The following is a 19178-nucleotide window of genomic DNA, read 5'->3' on the forward strand; positions in this document are numbered from 1 at the left end:
ACCTTCGAGACCGAGCCGTCCAGGCATACGCCGAGCCCGGCGGAGTGGACGTCGATCAGGTCGCGGACGGCGCCGCGGTCGGCGAGGGCGCGCACTTTGGTGCCGATCACGTCGTCGAGGCCGAGTACGGGTCCATACTCAGTGGCCACCGGTGGAGACCAAAAGGCTTCCTTGAGGATGCCGACCTCGCACTCCTCTCCGGTATCAGGGTCAGTTGCGATCAGCCTGCCGGAGAGCGGGTTCGCCTCGATCTGCCGGATGTCCCAGCCACGCTGGGTGAGGCCGCCGCTGACAGTCCGGACAATGTCGTCCATGGAAGCGGGGTTCTCGGTGGCCACGTCGAGGTCCTGGCTGAGGCGGTTCACGCGGCCGTGAGCCTGGACGGCGTAGCCTGAGAAGCGATTCCTCCCGGGCGCGCTGCACAGCTACCTGTCATCCTTCGGCCTGGTCTTCGGCTGCTTCGACTTCGCTCTGACCGGCGCCGGGGACGACCCCGAGCACTGGACGGCGATCGAGTGCAATCCGAACGGCCAGTGGGGCTGGCTGCCCGACGCGCCGGCCATCACCGAGGCGTTCGCCGACATCCTGAGCAGGAAGGAGGCGGCAGACCATGACGCTGCCCGCCGACTGTGAGACCGACGCCGCACGACTGCGCGAGGCGATGGCGAAGGCCCTCGCCGAGGACGGCGTCCTCGATGACCCGACCTGGCGCGAGGCGGTTCAGACGGTGCCCCGACACCGGTTTGTGCCCGGCTTCTACCTGCCCGCCGACGTACGCGACGGACAGGGCCTGACCATCTGGGAGCCGGTCACCGCCGAGCTCGACTACGACCGCTGGCTGGCCGCCACGTACTCCGACACCACGCTCATCACGCAGTTCGACGGCGACGAACCCGACTGGAAGCAGCCCGCCGCGCGGCACGGCGGGGCGCCGACCTCGTCGTCCACGCTTCCCTCGCTTGTGCTGCGGATGTGGGCCGACGCCGATGTCCAAGAGGGGCACACGGTGCTGGAGATCGGCACCGGGACCGGCTACTCGACGGCGCTCGCCTGCGAGCGTCTCGGCTCCGCCGACATCACGTCGATCGAGATCGACGGCCGCCGGCTGGAGCAGGCCGCGAGCACACTGTACGCGTTGGGTTACACGCCGACCCTGGCGGTGGCGGACGGCCTGTACGGCTACTGGCCCGAAGCATCGTTCGACCGGATCGTGGCCGCCTGTTCGTTCCGCGCGGTGCCCTCGGCCCTGCTCGCCCAGACCCGACCGGGCGGGAAGATCCTGCTCACGCTGTCCGGCTGGCTCTACGGATACGCGCGGGTGCTGCTGACGGTGGCCGAGGACGGCACGGCCGAGGGCCGGCTGCTGGGCGGCACGGTGTCGTTCATGTCGGCTCGTACGCACGCGGCGCCGGTGTTCGGTAACCCCACCCACTGGGCCGCGGGCCTGCCGGAGAGGTCCCGGACAACTTCGCACAGTCCGGAGCGGATCGCCGCTGCCACCGAAGAGGCGTTCCACCTGCGCTTCCTCGCCCAGAGCGCGGTGCCCGACGCGCAGATGACGACCGTGGGCGAGGTGGTGCACTTGGTAGACGTCGTCACCGGCTCCGCCGCCACCCTCATCCCGGGCGACGGAGCATGGCAGGTCCGCGAGGGTGGCCCGGTGAAGCTGTGGGAGCGGATCGAGCGCGTCGTCGACGCCTACGACGCGGCCGGCAGGCCGGGGCCGGAGACCTTCGCCCTGCACGCCTACGACGGCGGCCAGCACCTGCGGCACGAGCAGATGCCCGGCCTGCCGCTGCCCGGGCCCTGACGCGGGCCCCGAGTTGCAAGGCGAGCACGGCGCTCAACTGCCGCCGGTGTGTTCCAGCAGTTGTGCTTCCAACTGGGCGATGCGGCGGTCCTGGAACCTGTTGTTCGTCCGGGCCGCCTGCAGCCGCTCCTCACATCTGCCGCTGGTCCTGGGACAGTTGCTGACTCGCTGCTTGAGTTGCGCGTTTTGCTCGACCAGGCTCGTCACCGACTCGTCCGACCAGCGGGCCTCCAGATCGCGGATCTGACCGAGCAACTGGCCCACGCGGGAGCGCTGTCTTCTGATCTCCGCGTGTGCGCTCTTGAGCCCGTCTTCGGCGTTGAGTACGCGTTCATGCCAGGCCGTCTCGGCCTCGCTGCCGCGATGCCTCTCTGGTCGGCCGGCTCCTTCGCCCCGCTCCCGTGCGGTCTCGATCAGATTCCTGGCCTCGGGGTTTTCGTAGAGGAAGGTGCGGGAGACGCCCGTCTTGCGGGCGACAGCCTGGAAGGTGACTGCGGTTGACGATTCGCGTGCTGATAAACAACTCGCAAGGCTCACCGCGCCGCAGAGCGGCTCCGGCCCTTCTTTGACCTCAGCGTCCACACTCTGTGGGCGCTGCTGGCTGCACGCCCGAGCCTGCTGCGCGCGCGATCGTCAGCCGGGCAGGCCCTGCGCGAACGGCTGCCGGTGATGTTGGATGACTCCCAGCTTTCGCCGCAGGCTCGGCGGGAGCTTGAGGGCATCCGGTACGCAATCCGCCTCGCCGAGGCGTGAAAGGGGACACCCATGGGAGACCAGGACCTGGCGGACGTAGCTCATTTCCTGTGGGAGGCGGGCACGTTGAAGACGGCCCGTCGAACGGGTTGGTGGATGGCGGGCGTTCGTGACCCCGAGAGTGTCGCCGAGCATGCATGGCGCACGTCCGTCATCGCCTCGGTCATCGCCACCCTGGAGGGCGCCGACGCCGCGCGGGCTGCGCACCTGGCGGTGTGGCACGACTCGCAGGAGACGCGCACGGGCGACGTGAACCACCTGGGGAAGAAGTACGCGGCCCCGGGCGACCCCGTGGCGGTGACCGCGGACCAGACAGTTGGCATGCCCGACGTCCTACGCGACGCTGTCCGCGCTGTCATCGCCGAGTACGAGGCGCGCGAGACGCCAGAAGCCATCTGTGCACGCGACGCGGACAAGCTGGAGTGCATGTTGCAGGGCCTGGAGTACAAGGCGCAAGGGTACGAAGCGGCCCAGCGATGGGTCGACAACAGCCGGGCCCGGATCGTCACAGAGTCCGGGCAGCGGCTGGCCGACCAGTTGCTGGCGCAGGCTCCCCTCGACTGGCTACGCGCGGCCATGGGCGAGCCCGTCTACTGACCCACATCCACGGCATGACCCAGCTGCTGGCCCGCCTCCCGGCCGCGGTGCGGCTGTCGTTGGTGCAGAACGCATCCACACTGAGGCTGCGCCATGCTCTGATCCGTCCCTGCCGCTGCCGCCCGCGGCATAGAATCTCGTTCCGTTATAGGGGTGGCCAGGGGCAGGGGTCTCTGCCGGGTCCGGCAGCACCGGGTACCGGGCGGATCTGCCCTGTCCTCGGCCGCCGTTCCTCTCGCATGAAGGCCCCGCCATGTCCCCGGTCTCCCGCAGTCGCAAGCCCAAGAAGAACCGCCAGAACAGCGGCGGGAGGCGTTCGGGTAATCCCGCATCGGCCAGGAACGTCCCGGCACCGCGGGAGTGGTCCGGCCTCGGCTCGGGCAATCCGTTCGCACGCCCTTCCGGCCTGTCGTTCCTGCAGCAGCTCGCGCAGGGACAGCCGACGAGGCTCGACTGGTTCGGGCCTTCTTTCTCGGTGCTCCTGGACGAGGCCGAGGTGCTGCTCGGCGCCGAAGGCCCGCGCCAGCTGGAGGACATGACGGCTGGCCTGCTGGGGGCGCGTGTGCACGAGGCCGTCCAGGAGGGGCGCTCTCTCGCGCTCGGTGACTGGATCGGCGGGCTGATCGACGCGGCGGAGCAGCGCGCCCGAGAGCGCCTGGTTTCTGGTGTGCCCGGTGGCCAGGCCGCCCTGCTCCTGCTGTACGGGCTGTCATCGGTGGGCTCGCCCGCGATCGCCCGGGCGGCCCTGGAGGCGGTGTCCCGGCTGCGTCCGGTGGTACGCGGTTCACAGGTGGCGTCGGCTCTGCCGCAGTGGCGGGATGCGGTGGCGAAGCTGCGGATGACCGGGGACGTCTGGGTGCTGCGTGATGTGTACGGCTCACGTCTGGGCATCATCGCAGCCACGGTCTACCCGGACGGCATGGATCCGGCGGTCTACCTCTTCGACATCGACGCCTGCGGCTTCGTCGTCCTCGCCGGCGGCGGCACGTACGACGATGTGGAGCAGGCCGCTGCGGCCTGGCGTACCGCGGTCGGTACGGCGGCTGCCGGAGCCGGGGCCAAGCCGCTCGCCCAGGCCGGGACGGAGGCGCTGCGCTGTCTGACCGAGGTGGACCTGACCGAGATCACTATTGTCGGGACGGAGCCGCGGGCGGTGTGGGACGAGTGGTTCCGGGCACTGCGGCGTATCCACGATGTCTCCGCCGCCCTGGAGCGGCGGGGAAGTTCACTGCCCGCCGCCCTCAACCTGTACCACGACATCGACATCACCCCGACGCTGAACGCGTTCACCGCGTGGCTGCAGCAGCGGCAGAGCGAGACGATCGATGAGGAGATCGTGGAAGCACTGGTCGGCGAGTGGCTGGCGGGTGTTCTGCCTGACACCGCGGACTCGGTCTCACCGCACCGGATCAACCACAATCTCAGGTTGATTGAGGATTGGGATTCCAGCCACCCGGTCACGATCGGGGTCAAGCGGCTGCTGCCGCACTGGGTGAACTTCCTCTCATGGCGGTCGGGTATTCCCCAGGCCACGGCCGACACGGCCCTGGCGACCCTGGCCGAGGCGTCCGCAGGCGGGCACCGGGCCGCGGAACACTGCCCCGGGGTGCACTGAGACCTGACGGCCGTCCGGGCCACCCGGACGGCCGGGGGAAAATGCCGCGGCGCTCATCGCGTCCGCGGGCCGCGCAGGGGCTCGGCAGTCGCCACCAGGGCCGTGTCTCCTCACAAGGGCCTGGTCAGAACGGAGGGTCCCCTGAGGGGATATCGATGGCGGTGTCCTGGGCGGGAGAGGCGGCCGCAGGGCGGTTGCGGCTTGCGGTGGCCCAGGGGTCGTCGGGTGCCGTCTCACGGGGCGGGATGGCGCGCGTGGTGCGGGCGATGGTGACCGTGGCGAATGTCATCGACGCGCCGACATCGTCGACGTCCATCACCATACGGGAGCGCTTCTCGCCCTCAGGGGTCTCCCACCGGTCGGTCCGCAGGCGGCCGGCGACCACCACGCGCGCGCCCTTGGCCAGCGACTCCGCGAGGTTCTCGGCCAGTTGGCGCCATGCACTGCAGTCCAAGAAGGTGGGTTCGCCGTCCCGCCAGCTGTTGGTGTCGCGGTCGAAGGTGCGGGGAGTGGAGGCCACGGTGAACCGGGCCACCGGTACCCCGGCGGAGGTGAACCGCAGCTCGGGATCGTCAACAAGGTTCCCGATCACCGTCAACGGAAGGTCGTTACGCATGCACGAAGCCTGCCACGTCCCTGTGACGTGCTCGGGGGCTACGCACCAGGGTAGATAACGCCGCACGCGCGCAGCCCCCACACTGGCCGCCGACCGCCGACCCACGCGATCATGGGGTATCCATCGTTCTCACTGGGGAGGAATCCGCTGATGACCCGCAAGTCTCCGGCCCGCAGGCTGGTACGGGGCCCCGAGCGTGACCGAGTCGCCGCAGGGAACTGAAGGCGAGGTACGAGGCGGGCACCTCGATCCGGGCGCTGGCGGAGGAGGCCGGCCGTTCCTACGGCGGGGTGCATCACCTCCTGGCCGATGCCGGAGTGACTTTCCGCTCGCGCGGTGGCGCGACGCGAGGGGGCTCGGCTTCATGATCCCGCTGCCGCCGCACCGCACCAAGGGCGGGTGCCCTGCTCGGTGCCAGCGGCCCCGGAAACAAAGGCCCCTTCGGGCTCTGGGGCGGTCCGGACACAGAGCCCGAGGCAGAAGGGGAGTCCGGCGGCCGGGCGTCGCAAGGCGGCGTCCAGGACAACACTGCCCCGCTATGCGGGCAGGCGATCACCGGCCCGTCCCCGCCGTCAGCCCCGCGCTGAACCCGGGTTCCGCCCCTGCTGATCATGTGATTTAAGGTGAGCGCCGTCACAGCACGGGGAGAAGCGATGGGGAGGGGCGGGACGGGTGGCGTTCCTGACCGACGAACAACGCCGCAACTACGGCGCGTTCACCGCCGTACCGGACGACGGGCAGCTGGCCGGCTACTCCTGCTGGACCGCGACGCGCGGCGGCGGGCAATGGCCTGCCGGGGCGCGAGGTCGCAGCTCGGGTACGGCGTACAGCTCGGCACCGTGCGGTTCCTGGGCACCTTCCTGGACAACCCCGAGCACGCGCCCACCGAGGTCGTCGAGTACGTCGCCGACCAGCTCGGCCACTCCCCGTCGGTGCTGGCCGGGTACGGCGCAGAGCGCACCCGCTGGGACCACCAGAGCGCCATCAAGGACGCCTACGGCTACCAGGACCTGAAGGGCGACGCCTGGTGGAAGCTGGCCCGCTGGCTGTGGGACCGCTGCTGGTCGGGCAACGAGCGCCCCATCGCCCTGTTCGACCTCGCCACGCTGCACCTGGTCGAGAACAAGGTGCTGCTGCCCGGCGCCACCGTCCTTGAACGCACGGTCACCTCCATCCGTGAGCACACCAACCGCAAGACCTGGCGCACCCTGGCCGCCCAGCCGGACGCCGCCCAGCGCGCCGCCCTGGCCGCGCTGCTGCCGGTCGAGGACAGCCGCCGCACCTCCAAACTCGACAGGCTGCGCCGCTCCCCGCGCGACATCACCGGCCCCGGTGCGGGCAAGGCCATCGACCGGTTCATCGAGCTCAACAAGCTCGGCGCCTCCAGCTGGGACCTGGCCGCCATCCCCGCCGGACGGCTGCACGCGCTGTCCCGCTACGCCTCCTCGGTCCGTGCCCGCGCGGTCGCCGACCTCGCCGAACCCCGCAGGATGGCCACCCTGGTGGCGTTCGCCGCAGCGATGCGCACCCGCTCCGCGGACGAGGCGATCGAGGTCTTCGACATGCTGATGTCCGACCTCGCCCGTACCTCCGCGCACCTGGCGGCCAAGCAGCGCATGCGCACCCTGGGCGACCTGGACTCCGCAGCCCTGATGCTGCGCGAGGCGTGGATCACCCTCCCCGCACGCCACAGAGTGCGGCCGTAGCCGAGGCCGCGGTAGTCCGGGCGTACACCGAAGTACTGGGGCAGCAGCCGGGACCGGCCGATGGCGTCGCTCATGGTCTCCATCGGGCCGATGGCGCCAGCCACGGTGCCCTCATCGAGGACGACGAGCACCGGGCCGACGGACCCGGCCTGCATCTGGCCGCAGAGGAACGCGAAGCCGTCTTCCGCCATCAGGTCCGCGAAGATCTCGAACCGCTCAGGCTCTGGCAGTTCCTTGTACTCCAGGCCCCGGGCGCCCGGGGCCTGTCCGGGGCCATGGGTGAAGTCCTTGAGCTGGACTCGAGTCCCGACACCATGGCCGTACCCCTCCGGCTGGTCGGGGCCGAGGAACCAGACGATGCGGACCTGCCGGGCGCCATGGGTGGCGGCGAGCTTGCGAGCCAGGCCGGTGCCGGCCGACAGGCTGTCCGGCGCCGACCCGTAGACGTGCACCTTGACGACGGCCCCGGCGCGCTCGGCGAGGGTAGGGATCAGCGTCCGGTGCCTGTCGTGCACGATGGCGTCCGCCATGACGCGCTCGGTCTTCGTCTCGAACCATCGCTGGTCCTTGTCGTAGGGCAGGAAGCGGTCTGTCGCCGCGGTCTCGACGACGGCCTCGAAGAGGTCGTGCACCGGGTCGTCGGGGCGGACGGGGCCGAGGGTCGGCACGTACGGAAACGGGCATCACGGGCTGAATCAGGTCCCAGGAGAAGCGCATGGCCGCACGCTACTCACGTCGACCAGGAGCCGCAGGCCCCGGCAAAACCACCGCATCCGGTCCGGTGCGGAGAGACGATGATGTCCCGCGGAGCACCGTTAGGTTGGCACAGGATGCTGAACGGCGGGGAGGTCGGGCAGGTCGAGGTAGAGCCACTCGCGCTGTCCCCAATCGCCGGGATGGTGTTCTGCGGGGCCTTGCCGATCGGGCAGGGGGGCCAGGGTGCCGCAGGGGACGCTGGTCGAGGCCGGAGGGGCGTCACCGGTTGAGATCGAGTACCGGAATGCCGTGCCCTGCATAGACCTTCGGCTCCACCGTGGCGATCAACGCGTCCGCTCCCCACTCGGGCAAGTGTCGCGCTGCGTGGATCGCCGCACCGATCCCGACCGGGACGCCATCGTGGAACAGGTCTACCGTCGCGAGTACCGCAGGATAGTCGAGATCGACGGTATGCAGGACTTCCAGTTGCCCAACGTGCTCGGCCATCCCCCGATGTTCCCGGTCGGCCTCCAGGACCGACAGCGCCGGCACCCACAATCGGGTCTCCGTCTCGAAGTGCGCCCGATGGATCAGCGCAGAGACCTGCCGGTTCCCGGCGAGCGCCAGCAGGGTCGGCGCGTCGAGCACCAGGTGGTGAAGGATCACGCGGCCGCGCCGTTCGCCGGCAGGAACGCCTCGCGCAGACGGGCGCCCATCGCGGCGCTCTCACCGTCCGACACCTCGACGCCGAAGTGCTCCGCGAGGTAGGCACGGGTACGTTCGGCCCGCTCGCGGCGCTCTTCGTCCGTCATCGTGGACTCCGCGAACTCCTGCACCAGGGTCCGGATCGACGTGCCGCGGGACTCCGCGATCACTGCCAGCCGGTCACGGACCTCGGCCGGCACTCGAATCATCGCATCAGACATAACCTCAGTATACGCGCATGTATACGTCGAGTGGGCCTGTCCACTGAGCCTGGAGCGATAGCTCCGTAAGGCGCAGACTCCCCCGCGTCCTGGTCGCCCGCGCCGTTGACTGCGTCGCCCCGTCGGCGCATGGCAACGCCAGTCTGCGGCTGCTCAGTCGTACCCGTCGCCGAACCGGAAGAATGCTTGCGGTGGTGCGCGGGTTCCCGGTCGCTGTCGTCCCAAATGCTGGGAAGCCGCACGCTTCTGATCGAGCCGCTCAGAAAATCCGCTGCAAGAGAAGGATGGTGTACCAGGCGTTCACCCCGCCGGCCCGCGCACTCAGGACCGCGTCGGCCTCGCCGCCGCGCTGTTCACCGGCGGCCGAGCCGGGAGCAGGCTGCGGCCGCAGCCCACCAGGCGCTCGACGACGCGGCCCGTATCGACTCCACGCTCGTCACCTCCCGGCTCAACACGCTGCTGGACGCGGTGAAGGACTCTCCGCCAGGCCGACCATGATCGCGGCCTGAGAGCATCGAGGCATGGCCAAGCACAGCCGCCCCGGAGCGTCGAACCAGCCCGCGTGATACCCCGTAGCGAGAAGCATCCCGGTCCGTAGCCGGTGCGATGGCTCATCGAACGCCAGCCACCGCAACACCGACCGGACACATGGCGAACATGTCCGGCACGCAAAGAGCCCGGTCACGCCAGCCTCTCACGAGAGACGGTCGGAAAACTGGAGCTCACGACGGGCGTTGCGGGAGCCTCCGGTGCGATCGTCACGGTTGTGTCCCTTCGTCAGGTTCCGGTGGGGACCCTGCCGGGGCTTCCAGCATGGCGTGACGTGTGCGGCCCCGGCAGGGGCAAGGTGTGGCTGCCCGCTCTGGGGCGGGCAGCCGGTGGCGACGGGGGCGTCTCCGGGCCTGTCCCGCCGCTTTGGCGGCGGGAGTGTGGGACGGGTGTGGGCTACGCCGTGAGGTCGTCGGCGGTCTTGGCCAGGAGAGCAGCGTTCGCCTCAGTGTCGTGGCTGAGCGTCAGCGACCGGTGCGGGAGACGGCCGAGGTGGTCGACGAGTGTGGACGCGGCCGGGGTGGTGGCCGGGGCCAGGTGGAAGATGTCGGGGTAGCGATCCTCAGTCGCACGTGTGAAGACGTCCGCCTCGGTCAGGGCGCGGCCGTCGTCGAGGAGCGTGGGGGATGAGTCGGGGTTCATGTGGGGGAACAGCAGCGCGGCCGCGGTGGCTTCTGTGGCCAGGGTGAGGCCGAGCCAGGTGGAGAGCTGGTCGGGGAAGAACTGCGGCTTGAGTTCCTTGCCGATGTCCTTCCACAGGGGCGCACGGCGGCCCTCCCGGAGGGCTTCGGTCACGCTCGGGTGCTGGGTGGGGTGGAGTAGCCCGCCGGCGAGCACCTTGTCGCGCACCTGGTCGTACAGGCCGGTCGCCTCGAGCAGGCCGAGACCGATTGCGGCGGCCGACGGCCAGGGCAGCACCCTGACCGTGCCGTCCGGCTCGGCGCGGGCGAACACGCGGTCGTTAGCAAGGAGCCCCCACCCTTGGCGGGCCAGCAGAAGAGCCGTGGTCGTCTTCCCGGCGCCCTTCTCGCCGAGGGTGAGCACGGTGCGGCCGTCCTTGACGGCGGCGGACGCGTGCAGGACGGTCCAGCCGTCGGCGAGGAGTTGGGCGCGTACGAGTTCGCGGGCGAGGCGGGCAGCTGCGACCGCCACGGGTTCGGGGTGTTCGCCGACGATAGCGAGACGCCCCCGGTCCGCCTGGTAGGCGAGGTGCTCGTCCGGTTGCACGGCGTAGGTGATGCCGTCCTGCCGTGAGACGAGCGTGCGGGCATTCGCGTAGTCGGTCTCCTCGAACCCGTAGTCGGTGACGAGGGTGCGGACGTCCTCCACCCGCCCGGGGTCGGTGTCGGCGAGGACCAGGCCTGCGCCGTTCTCGGCGATGCTGCCGCCTGAGTGGGCCTGAACGGTGATGGCGTTCCACCAGGGGCCGAAGTAGCGGCGGGACCAGTCGGCAACCTCCTGCCACTGGGAAGCGACCGTCACGGTGGCGGTATCGGCGGTGATGTGGGTAGCGGTCAGCGGCACGCGGATGCTCCTTCACGGTTGATCGTGCGGTAGGCGGCGCCCAACTTGGTGCGGGCGGCGATGAACTGGGTGGTTTCCCGCTCGTTCAGGGTCAGGGGGGTGACGGCGGGCTGGCCGGCGGTGATCTGCAACCGGATTCCGAGCCATACACCGCCACGGTTGACAGACAGGACGTCCGTGCCATCCTCTACGGCCAGGAGCTTGCGCAGGGCAGACACCACGGCAGCGGCCGGGCCGTTGCGTACGCGGCCGATCCCGGTGTTGATCCGGCGTGGCCGGTCGCGGAGCTCAGCCGTCACGAGGTCGAGGGGTACCGTGGCGGGCCGTCCGTTGATCGTGGTCGACGACGCGCAGATCACCGCGCTGTCGCCGTGCTCGCCGATCACGTAGCCCTCTACGGTGTCGACCGGAACGCGGTGATGATGGGCGAGGGCGAGCCGGTAGCGGACGGTGTCCGTGGCGGATCCGATCCCGTACACCTGGCGCGTGCGGGACAGCTCGGCGAAATAGCGGGCCAGCACGTCGACCGGATTGGTGACCATCACGACCACGCCCGGATAGCCGGTCAGGACCTCCGCCCACTCGGCGATGGTGGGGGCGTTCGCGGCGAGTCCGGCCATGCGCACATCCGCGGTGCGGGTGTTGGTGAACGTCGCGCGGGGGCAGACGACCAGCGCGTCGGCATCGCCCATATCGGCGCGTGTGGCGGTGAACGTGCGGGCGCCTCCGGTCAGTTGCCGGGCGTCTTCGAGGTCGGTCACCAGACCGCGCGCGGCCTCGGATGTGCGGGAGGTGACCAGCAGGCGGGTGCACCAGGGTTCGACGGCCAAAAGCGCGGCCGTTGTCTGGCCGACGGCGCCGGCGCCGATGACGCCGACCGTGTAGCCCCGGGTCATCGAGTGGCCGCCCGGGTCACGCAGGCCAGGGCAAGACGCCATGCCACCTCGGGCTCGGTCCCTGCGGCCAGGGTGGCGCTGACGGAGTCCAGGACCGTGCACAGAGCGCGGGTGGACTCGACGACCGCTAACGCATGCTCGGGCAGCGGCAGTGCGGACGGGGCCGCCAGGTACGTCGACAGGATGTTGACGCTGTCCATCAGCCAGGTGACCATCAACCGGCGCAGCCACATCCCGCGCTCAGCACGTCCGATGTGCCGGGCCTGAAGGTGGACGAAGGCATCGATGCCCTCCACCACCAGCACGGCGCCGTCGGGCGGCGGCGTTGCGATCACAGCGAGGAGCGCGCGGGAGGCGAGTTTCGCGGCGTCCTGGTGGTCGCCCCCGCGCGAAAGACCCGGGTCGATGAACACCGGCTGTTCGTCGGGGCCGTCCGGGAACAGGACGTGTTCGGGTTTGAGGTCCCCGTACACGACCAGGCGGGGGCCCGGCGCCGGAAGGAGGCGGAGTTTCAGCAGCCGGGACACCACGACACCGAGGACGGCCACTGCACCCCGGCGGGCCCGCTCGTCGAGCCGGTCGACGCCGAGTCGGGTCACGTAGGCGCGGCCGGAGATGCCGTTGAACTTCCGGCGGAACGTGGTGTCAATCCCGCGCTCTGCGATCGGTGTCGTGTCGGCCACCGACGCGACCATCGGGGACTGAAGCGCTGCGAGGCCGCGTAGGGCCCCGCTCATCAAGTCGGCGGTCCGGCCGGGGTCTTTGGTGATCAGGTCGAGCAGGCTCGGGCCGCTCACGGCCTCGGTGAACAGCACCCCGCTCCGGTAGCCGACGCACCTGCCGACCCGGATACCGGCGGCGTCCAGGGCGCGGAGCTGGGCGGCCTCCCGCGCCAACAGCGACGTCGGCGACGAGGCATAGGCGGACTGCGCCGCACGGACTTGGTCCCCACCCCCGGCGACACCACGCAGCACGGAGACCAGGGAGAGGCCAAGGACTGAGTCCTTGGCGAACAGCTCACGTCCGCCCAGGTGCACCCGGTAGACGAAGCCGGTGACCGAGGGGACGTGAGCGCCGAGCGTCACGGTCTCGCCGGGCCACTGCTCGGCCGCCACGCGGCGTATCCGGGCGGCGGCCAGTTCGAAGAGTGCTCCCGGTTCGGGCTGAACGTGCGGCATGTGGAGTCTCCTCAACGAGGGGAGCGGGACAGGGGAAACGGGAGGGCCGGCGGTCGGGCGGGAAGGGCAAATCACCGCCCGGCCGCCGGAGATCACCAGTCGGCGCCGCCATAGGCGAGCTGGATACTCGCCCCTGCGCCGGGTGTTGGGCCTTCCTGATGACTCGGGCGAAGCCTCAAGGGCCGTTGGGAAGGGGTCTACACAGCCGGCTCCAGCTCTTGCAGCAGCTCCTCCATGTCGAGGACGCGGAAGGAACTGAGCCGGCGGATGAGCTGCGAGGCCAAAAGGGTGGGGATGTTGGGATGGCCGAAGGGCAGGGGGTGGCCGGGACTCGCGACGACGTGCACCTCGCCCTGCGCGTTGACGCCATAGAGGGTGCCGTGGACGCCGTACAGGGGTGCGCTGCGGGCCAGAAGAACCATCGGGTTCTTCTCCAAGTGCGGGCAGAGCGCGGCAGCGGCGCGAGCGTGCTTGACGCATACCGGGGGCTGGTTGGTGTAGATCGTGGGCTGTTCCGGGTCTTCGTCCTCGGGCCCGGCGAGGAAGATGAAACCCAGCCGTGTCCGGGCCTGTTCTGCGCAGACCTGGCAGCGCAGGGACTGCATGGTGAGCATCTGCCGGTAGGGGTGCATGAACTTCCACTGCGGGACACCCGCCGGCTTGCCGCGGCCGTCCACGCGGTTGAATCCGCACCGCGCCCACAAGATGCCGCGCATAGGCCGGTCTCTGGGATCCTCGTCCCGGTAGTACAGCCGCGGGCCGGAAGAATGCCGCTGGATGATGAGGTTGGCTGGCGCCGCCTCCTCCCCCAGCCGCTGGGTGATGTAGGGGACCAGGCCGGGCTCGGCCGAGAGGCGCACGGGAAGCTTCGTCTCCCTGGGTCTTGGGCGTGGCGAGTACGGGAGCGGAGGAGTGATCACACCGTCTCCTTCAGGCACTTCGTAGCGACCAGGCGTTCCAGCAGCCCGTTGGTGATCCAGCCCATCCGGCGGAGGTGCCCCACGGCCCTGCAGTGGTCGCCCGGCACCTCCTCAGAGGGCAGCGTGCGTGCCTGCTCTATGAGCCGGGCTGTTGCGGCGTCCCGCTGTTCCTCCTCGGCGGCAACAGCGATAGTCACGAGCCGCACCAGGTGACCTCGGAGCCGTTCCGCAAGCTCGTCGACCTGCTGCTCGGCGGGTCCGACGTCGTCGAGCACAGTCGCCAGGTCGTCGAGTAGGGCCTCACCGTCAAAGACCTGCCACCTGCGCACCTTGCCCGCGAGCATCGTCAGTGCCTCGCCATCGAGCTGCGGTGCCCACCGCTCCAGAGGGTGATTCCAGCGCTGCACGACAGCAGTCACCACCCCCTCCCCTAGTAAGAGGAACCGACGCCTAGCACACCTGGGCGATCTCGCCGCTTGGCAGTCGGGCATGCAGGCACAGAACCGAAATGGCAGGTTCCGGTGGCGTACCTCGCTCCGCCGCCGGCCGATCACGCTCAGCGAACGCGCGCAGAGGGCACTCTCCATGGCCAACTGTTGGTGGGGGTGAAGGAGGGCTACATCTGGAAGGGGCAGGCGCGCGAGGGGCATCACGCACCGTCCTTGATGCGGAGTTCGGCCCAAACTTCTTTACCCCATGGGCCCGTTCCCGAGCTGTGCATGTCATAGCCCCAGCGGTCAGCAACTGCGTTGATGAGGAGCAATCCGCGGCCCGACTCGTCATCGTCATCGGTCCTGCTGAATGCCGGCAAGCGCGTCGGCGCCCGGTCCAGGACCCCGACACGGAGCCGTGTTGGACTCGGCAGCTCGACAATGAGGCGAATCTTGTGGCACGGGGTGTGCCTAGCGGCGTTCGCGATCAGCTCGGTGACGATCAGCAGGGCATGGTCAACAAGGCTGTCGAGGCGCCAAATACCGAGGACGTCCCGGAGGAGCTGGCGGCCGATCTCGGCCGTGGACGGCTCGCAGGGGAAGGTCTGGCTATAGGCGGGGCGACCGACGGAAGCGATGTGAATTTGCTTAGTGAGAGTCGTCATTGGGGTGGAGGCCTTCGTGTTGTCTCGGCGCCCGGCCCGCCCTCGCGGAGGAATCGCAGGGGCCGGCCAGGCCATCAACAGCCGCCCGCACTATGTGGCTTGGAGGGCGACCACCAACTAGACAACTCCCTTTGCAAGCAGAGTGATTAGGGCGATCAATGGCTTTCACGACGGAACGACCTAGGGCGATTTGACCTTCCGTTTACCTGGCGGGTGCGGGGTCACGGGAGCTACCGTGCGGACATGGACACCACGCGCAACACCGTTCTTGAGGCGTGGATGGACGAACACGGCTACAGCTCCAACAGCCTCGCTGACGCTGTGAACAGGGCGTTAGAGCAACTGACCGGAAGGACCGGCGGCCTCGACGGCTCATCGGTCCGGGACTGGAAAGCGGGCCGGGTCACGTGGCCAAAATCTGCTACCCGCAAGGCACTTGAGGACGTCAGCGGCCTGCCCGCCATCGCTCTAGGGTTCGTGCCACGGGGCCGGACTCCGTCCAACCCAGCGCCACCGCAGCAGGAGGACCCCGATATGAAGCGCCGCACTCTCGTCGGCGGGATCGCTGCGGCTGCCGCCGCGGCAGCTGCCGCTCCCGGCACCACATCCCCGCGTCGCATCGGCATGAGCGACGTCGACCGTCTGCAGAAGCGCTTCGCCGAGATCATCGCCAGCGACCACCGCCATGGCGGCCAACTCGGCATCGAGGAGCGGGCCGCCGCGCTCGCCGACGAGGCCCTGAACCTCCAAAACGCCGGTAGCGCCAGCCAGCGGGTACGCAGCAACCTCTACGCCTCCGCAGCGGCGTTTCGATCCTCGGCGATGTGGGCCGCCATCGACGGCCGGCGCTACGACGTCGCCAAGGCCCACATGCGCGAGGCCCAGACCCTCGCCGAGATGTCCGGCGACCAGGCGATCAAGTTCCGCATCTGGAGTCACGCGGGCACCATGTACCGGCACATGGGCCGTCCCGCCGACGCGTTCGCCGCCAACGACGTCGCCCGCAACCTGCACCTCCCCCGCCGTGACCCCCTGTTCGCCTCCCTCGGCCTGGCCCGACAGGCTGCCATCCACGGGGCGGCACAGGACCGCACTGGCACCCGCCGTGCCTTCGAGCAGGCGCAGGACGCCATGCTGCGCGCAGACCCTGCCGACTATCGGCCGGTGTGGATGCTCGCCTTCTACGACCAGGCCGAACTGGACTCCCTGGCGCTCTCTGCACACTTGGCGCTCGGCGACTACTCGACCGCCGAGTACCACGCCCACCGCTGCCTGTCCGCTCTCCGGCCTCACATGATCCGGTCCCGAGCCATCACCACGACCCGGCTCGCACACGCCCAGCTCGCCCAGGGCGCCCCTGAAGCCGCCACGGCCACAGCAATGAAGGTCCCCGCCGACGCTGCCACCCAGCACGCCCGGGTAACGCGCATGCTGCAGGAGTTTGGAGCCGCGCTGCGCGCCACAGCGCCGGGCAGCGCCAGCGTGCATACCTGGACCGAGCACGCCGCCACCTGGAGGATGGCTGCATGACCACGGCCCCCGCTATTGAACTGCGCACATTCACCACCCTCGACACCGCCCGCGGCGACCTCCTCGACGCGTACGCCGACGTGCGCGCCCCGCTGCTCCACCTGCCGAACTACGCGGTCACCGCGTTCGGCGAGCGCCTAGACCGGCACGGCGCCGAACCGGGGTTCACGGCCGTCCTCGCATACGCGGAGGGGCATCCGGTTGGCTACGCCTACGGCAACACCATCGAACACGGCGACCGCTACTGGCAGCGCACCAGCCCGACGCCGGCAGAGACGTACACCGAGCGCCCGGCCGTGGCCCTGAAGGAGATCGGCGTCCGGCCGACCTGGCGGAAGACTGGCACGTCCCGCCGTATCCATGACGCCCTCCTTGCCACACGCGACGAGCCGTACGTCACGCTCATGGTCAACCCGGCTGCTGGGGACGGAAAGGTTCACGCGCTCTACAGATCATGGGGCTACGAGGATATCGGACAGAGCCAGCCGTCACCGGCTTCGCCCGTACTCACCGTGATGATCCGAGCCAGCCACTAATTGGCGCGCAGACTTCGCCTTGGCACGCAACGGACAAGGTCTCCGATTGGTGGACCTGGTACGTCCTCGACGCAGTGCAAACCTGCTCCTAAAGGGCCGTCCCGGTACCGTGTGCGATGCCACGGCCGCGATGTACGGCGCTACCCAGGCGCAGCGGGAAACAACGATCGTCGACCTGGTGGAACGAAGCGTCACAGCGGAGGCCTTACGGGAGCTCGGGGAGCGCGGACCCTCAGCAACCAGAACTTCGTCGACGGATTGACCTTGTCCGGTGAGGAAGTGACCAACATGGCTTCCTCGTCGAGCAGGCTGTTTTCCTCGTCTACGTCCAGCCCGAACGACGTGCCGTACTGCGCCAGGCGCGCAATACGGCAGCACGGCGCCAGGCTGTCCGCCCGGACAGCGGAGCGCCTGAATTTGGTCCGCCGTCAGTTCCCAGCACTACGCGAAACGCTAGATGGCGACGTGATCATCCTCTGGCTGCACATGGCACTGTAAGCCAACAGGAACAGGACGCTCGCCCTCGTTCACTGAAGGAATCAGCGAACGTAGGGGACTACAAGTCGACATCCAGTTGCGAATGCGACCACGTATGTCACAAGTTGTGCGAGTCGACCCAAATATTAGGCTGGGAAGTTGGCTGGCGTCTACGTAATGTCCCGGTCACGTAAACGCATAACCGCAGCTCGAACGGGACGCAGCTATGCACTGCTGTACACGGCATCTCGGGTAGCGGTCTGCCACATCGCGTCGTACGGGGAGACTACGTGACACAAGCACAACGCCGTGGGGCGGGATTCACCACCGTTCGCTTCCACAGGAATGCAACCGCCTTGTTCCTTGCGGGCAGCCTGATGGGGCTAGCCGGCTGCAGCGACAGCGACCCAAAGGCGTCGCCATCTGCACCGAGCCAGAGGCCTACCGCAACCCCGACTGCGTCCCCCAATTCCACGGCTGATGCTGAGGAGGCCGCGGTCCTCGCCGCGTACACCCAGTCCTGGAAAGCCCAGGCTGAGGCCTACGCCAAGGCGTCCTCTGCAGGCACCGGCTTGAGAAAGACCACCACTCTTCGGGCCTTGGGCCTCATCGAGAAGGACCTGACGACCATGCGTAAGGCCGGGCAGGTGACGACCGGAAAGCCCGCGATTCACCCCCGAGACCCCAAGGTCACCGATGGTGACATTCCCAAGGCCACCCTCACCGACTGCGTCGACACCACGAACTGGACTCTGATCGACAAGGCCTCGAAGAAGAAGGTCCCGCTGCCGTCGACGCGGCTCGTCAAATACATCAGCACCGCAAAGCTGGAGAAGTGGGGGGCAAAGTGGATGGTCACCGAGTTGACCGCTCAAGCGCAGTCCTGCTGATACGGCGCCTTGCGCTACTCAGTTCCGTATTCGTCCTGGCCGCCTCTGGCGCCGCCCAGGCCGGTGAGGACCCCGATGTCGGGGCGGGTCAGTGCCAGGTCATTAAGTTCTGCGTCGATGTCTCCGTCGGTGGCGAGCCGGGTGGGAAGGACACGCAGACGGGCTCGGGGAACGGGAGTGGGGGCAGCGACAGCGGGTTGAAGTGCGGGTATACCAAGATCGACCCTGAGCCACCAGCTAGCGCGGTCGAGCTCTGGAAGGGCGCCGACCCGAAGAAGAGCGATCTGTACTTTTACTCCTGTTCGGACGGTGGCCAGGACAACCCCGACGGGTTCATTTCCGTGCCGAACGGTCAGCCCCCTCAGCAGGAGGCCAATCCGCAGGAGTTGGCGGAGCGTGCGGTCGACTCCATGACGATGCTTGGCCCAGATGTCGCGAGCCCGAAGGCGGCCGGGCGGTACACCGTGGGTGTCCCGGTGTGGATGTGGGTCAACCAGAGCGCCACGACCTATGGCCCCAACACCGCCTCTGCCTCGGCGGGCGGAGTGACCGTCACCGCGACCGCGAGGGTCTCGAAGATCGTGTGGCAGATGGGTGACGGTGTCAGCGTGACCTGCAACGGCCCCGGTACCCCCTACCAGGTGTCAGAGAGCATGGCCGAATCGCCGACCTGCGGGCACGTTTACGCAAAGACTTCAGATGGTGCCCCAGGCGCCAAGTTCCCGGTCACGGCTACCTCGACGTGGACGATCGACTGGCAGGGCAGCGGAGCGGCCGGTCAGCTCACCGAGATCCGGCAAACCAACGTGCAGGTGGCGATCGGCGAGCTGCAGGTCGTCAGGTAAAGCCGCCGGAAGGGCAGA

At 69.0% G+C, this 19178-nt stretch carries 18 protein-coding genes and 3 pseudogenes; 9 read left to right on the forward strand and 12 right to left on the reverse strand.

Annotated elements, in window-relative coordinates:
• Positions 1–38: 38 nt before the first annotated feature.
• Positions 39–392 (reverse strand): annotated as a pseudogene (locus OG331_RS01615) (nucleotidyl transferase AbiEii/AbiGii toxin family protein); the annotation flags it as partial.
• Between the two features lie 218 nt (positions 393–610).
• Here OG331_RS01615 and tgmC point away from each other — a divergent pair.
• Entirely contained in the window at positions 611–1810 is a 1200-nt protein-coding gene (gene tgmC, locus OG331_RS01620; protein ID WP_406190917.1) for an ATP-grasp peptide maturase system methyltransferase, read from the forward strand.
• A 33-nt stretch (positions 1811–1843) separates the two neighbouring features.
• Here the strand turns inward: tgmC and OG331_RS01625 are convergent, their stop codons facing one another.
• Positions 1844–2392: a DUF6262 family protein gene (locus OG331_RS01625; protein ID WP_406190919.1), complete on the reverse strand. Its 549-nt coding sequence runs from the start codon at positions 2390–2392 to the stop codon at positions 1844–1846.
• Positions 2393–2575: 183 nt separating this feature from the next.
• On the opposite strand from OG331_RS01625, the gene OG331_RS01630 reads away from it, so the two are divergent.
• Together OG331_RS01630 and OG331_RS01635 are read left to right on the forward strand one after the other, a co-directional pair.
• On the forward strand, positions 2576–3160 hold the full coding sequence (locus OG331_RS01630; protein WP_406190922.1) for an HD family hydrolase: 585 nt from the start codon (positions 2576–2578) through the stop codon (positions 3158–3160).
• 253 nt (positions 3161–3413) lie between these two features.
• Positions 3414–4775: a hypothetical protein gene (locus tag OG331_RS01635; RefSeq protein ID WP_406210887.1), complete on the forward strand. Its 1362-nt coding sequence runs from the start codon at positions 3414–3416 to the stop codon at positions 4773–4775.
• 124 nt (positions 4776–4899) lie between these two features.
• Here OG331_RS01635 and ssb read toward each other — a convergent pair whose 3' ends face one another.
• Positions 4900–5391: a single-stranded DNA-binding protein gene (gene ssb, locus OG331_RS01640; RefSeq protein ID WP_406190925.1), complete on the reverse strand. Its 492-nt coding sequence runs from the start codon at positions 5389–5391 to the stop codon at positions 4900–4902.
• Positions 5392–5541: 150 nt separating this feature from the next.
• Between ssb and OG331_RS01645 the strand changes: the two are divergent.
• A pseudogene (locus tag OG331_RS01645) lies at positions 5542–5759 on the forward strand (helix-turn-helix domain-containing protein).
• Positions 5760–6044: 285 nt separating this feature from the next.
• Positions 6045–6551, forward strand: a pseudogene (locus tag OG331_RS01650) (DUF4158 domain-containing protein); the annotation flags it as partial.
• 275 nt (positions 6552–6826) lie between these two features.
• Here the strand turns inward: OG331_RS01650 and OG331_RS01655 are convergent.
• The 9 genes from OG331_RS01655 to OG331_RS01695 form a co-directional block, all read right to left on the reverse strand.
• A complete protein-coding gene (locus OG331_RS01655; RefSeq protein WP_406190927.1) occupies positions 6827–7765 on the reverse strand; it encodes a GNAT family N-acetyltransferase in 939 nt (312 codons plus the stop codon).
• Positions 7766–8072: 307 nt separating this feature from the next.
• Entirely contained in the window at positions 8073–8459 is a 387-nt protein-coding gene (locus OG331_RS01660) for a hypothetical protein (protein ID WP_406190930.1), read from the reverse strand.
• On the reverse strand, positions 8456–8719 hold the full coding sequence (locus tag OG331_RS01665) for a hypothetical protein (RefSeq protein ID WP_406190932.1): 264 nt from the start codon (positions 8717–8719) through the stop codon (positions 8456–8458). The genes OG331_RS01660 and OG331_RS01665 overlap by 4 nt, the downstream gene beginning before the upstream one ends.
• 945 nt (positions 8720–9664) lie before the next feature.
• Positions 9665–10792, reverse strand: coding sequence for a hypothetical protein (locus OG331_RS01670; RefSeq protein ID WP_406190935.1), 1128 nt, complete (start codon positions 10790–10792; stop codon positions 9665–9667).
• Positions 10783–11730: a lactate/malate family dehydrogenase gene (locus OG331_RS01675; protein WP_406190937.1), complete on the reverse strand. Its 948-nt coding sequence runs from the start codon at positions 11728–11730 to the stop codon at positions 10783–10785. Before OG331_RS01675 ends, OG331_RS01670 begins: the two co-directional genes overlap by 10 nt.
• Positions 11685–12866, reverse strand: coding sequence for a phosphotransferase (locus OG331_RS01680; RefSeq protein WP_406190940.1), 1182 nt, complete (start codon positions 12864–12866; stop codon positions 11685–11687). Before OG331_RS01680 ends, OG331_RS01675 begins: the two co-directional genes overlap by 46 nt.
• 197 nt (positions 12867–13063) lie before the next feature.
• Positions 13064–13726, reverse strand: a complete 663-nt coding sequence (locus tag OG331_RS01685) for a hypothetical protein (RefSeq protein ID WP_406190943.1) — start codon at positions 13724–13726, stop codon at positions 13064–13066.
• Between the two features lie 56 nt (positions 13727–13782).
• On the reverse strand, positions 13783–14205 hold the full coding sequence (locus OG331_RS01690) for a DUF6415 family natural product biosynthesis protein (RefSeq protein WP_406190946.1): 423 nt from the start codon (positions 14203–14205) through the stop codon (positions 13783–13785).
• Positions 14206–14435: 230 nt separating this feature from the next.
• Positions 14436–14882, reverse strand: a complete 447-nt coding sequence (locus OG331_RS01695; RefSeq protein WP_406190949.1) for an ATP-binding protein — start codon at positions 14880–14882, stop codon at positions 14436–14438.
• Positions 14883–15125: 243 nt separating this feature from the next.
• On the opposite strand from OG331_RS01695, the gene OG331_RS01700 reads away from it, so the two are divergent.
• The 4 genes from OG331_RS01700 to OG331_RS01715 all read left to right on the forward strand — a co-directional run bounded on the left by OG331_RS01700 (position 15126) and on the right by OG331_RS01715 (position 19160).
• Complete coding sequence (locus tag OG331_RS01700; RefSeq protein ID WP_406190952.1) at positions 15126–16412, forward strand: XRE family transcriptional regulator; 1287 nt, start codon at positions 15126–15128, stop codon at positions 16410–16412.
• Positions 16409–16948, forward strand: coding sequence for a GNAT family N-acetyltransferase (locus OG331_RS01705; RefSeq protein ID WP_406190954.1), 540 nt, complete (start codon positions 16409–16411; stop codon positions 16946–16948). The genes OG331_RS01700 and OG331_RS01705 overlap by 4 nt, the downstream gene beginning before the upstream one ends.
• A gap of 767 nt (positions 16949–17715) precedes the next feature.
• A complete protein-coding gene (locus tag OG331_RS01710) occupies positions 17716–18315 on the forward strand; it encodes a hypothetical protein (RefSeq protein ID WP_406190956.1) in 600 nt (199 codons plus the stop codon).
• Positions 18261–19160 (forward strand): ATP/GTP-binding protein, encoded by a 900-nt coding sequence (locus tag OG331_RS01715; RefSeq protein ID WP_406190958.1) that lies wholly within the window; start codon positions 18261–18263, stop codon positions 19158–19160. The genes OG331_RS01710 and OG331_RS01715 overlap by 55 nt, the downstream gene beginning before the upstream one ends.
• Positions 19161–19178 lie beyond the last annotated feature (18 nt).

Origin of the sequence: Streptomyces sp. NBC_01017, from assembly GCF_045162795.1 — a bacterium.
Lineage (GTDB): Bacteria > Actinomycetota > Actinomycetes > Streptomycetales > Streptomycetaceae > Streptomyces > Streptomyces machairae.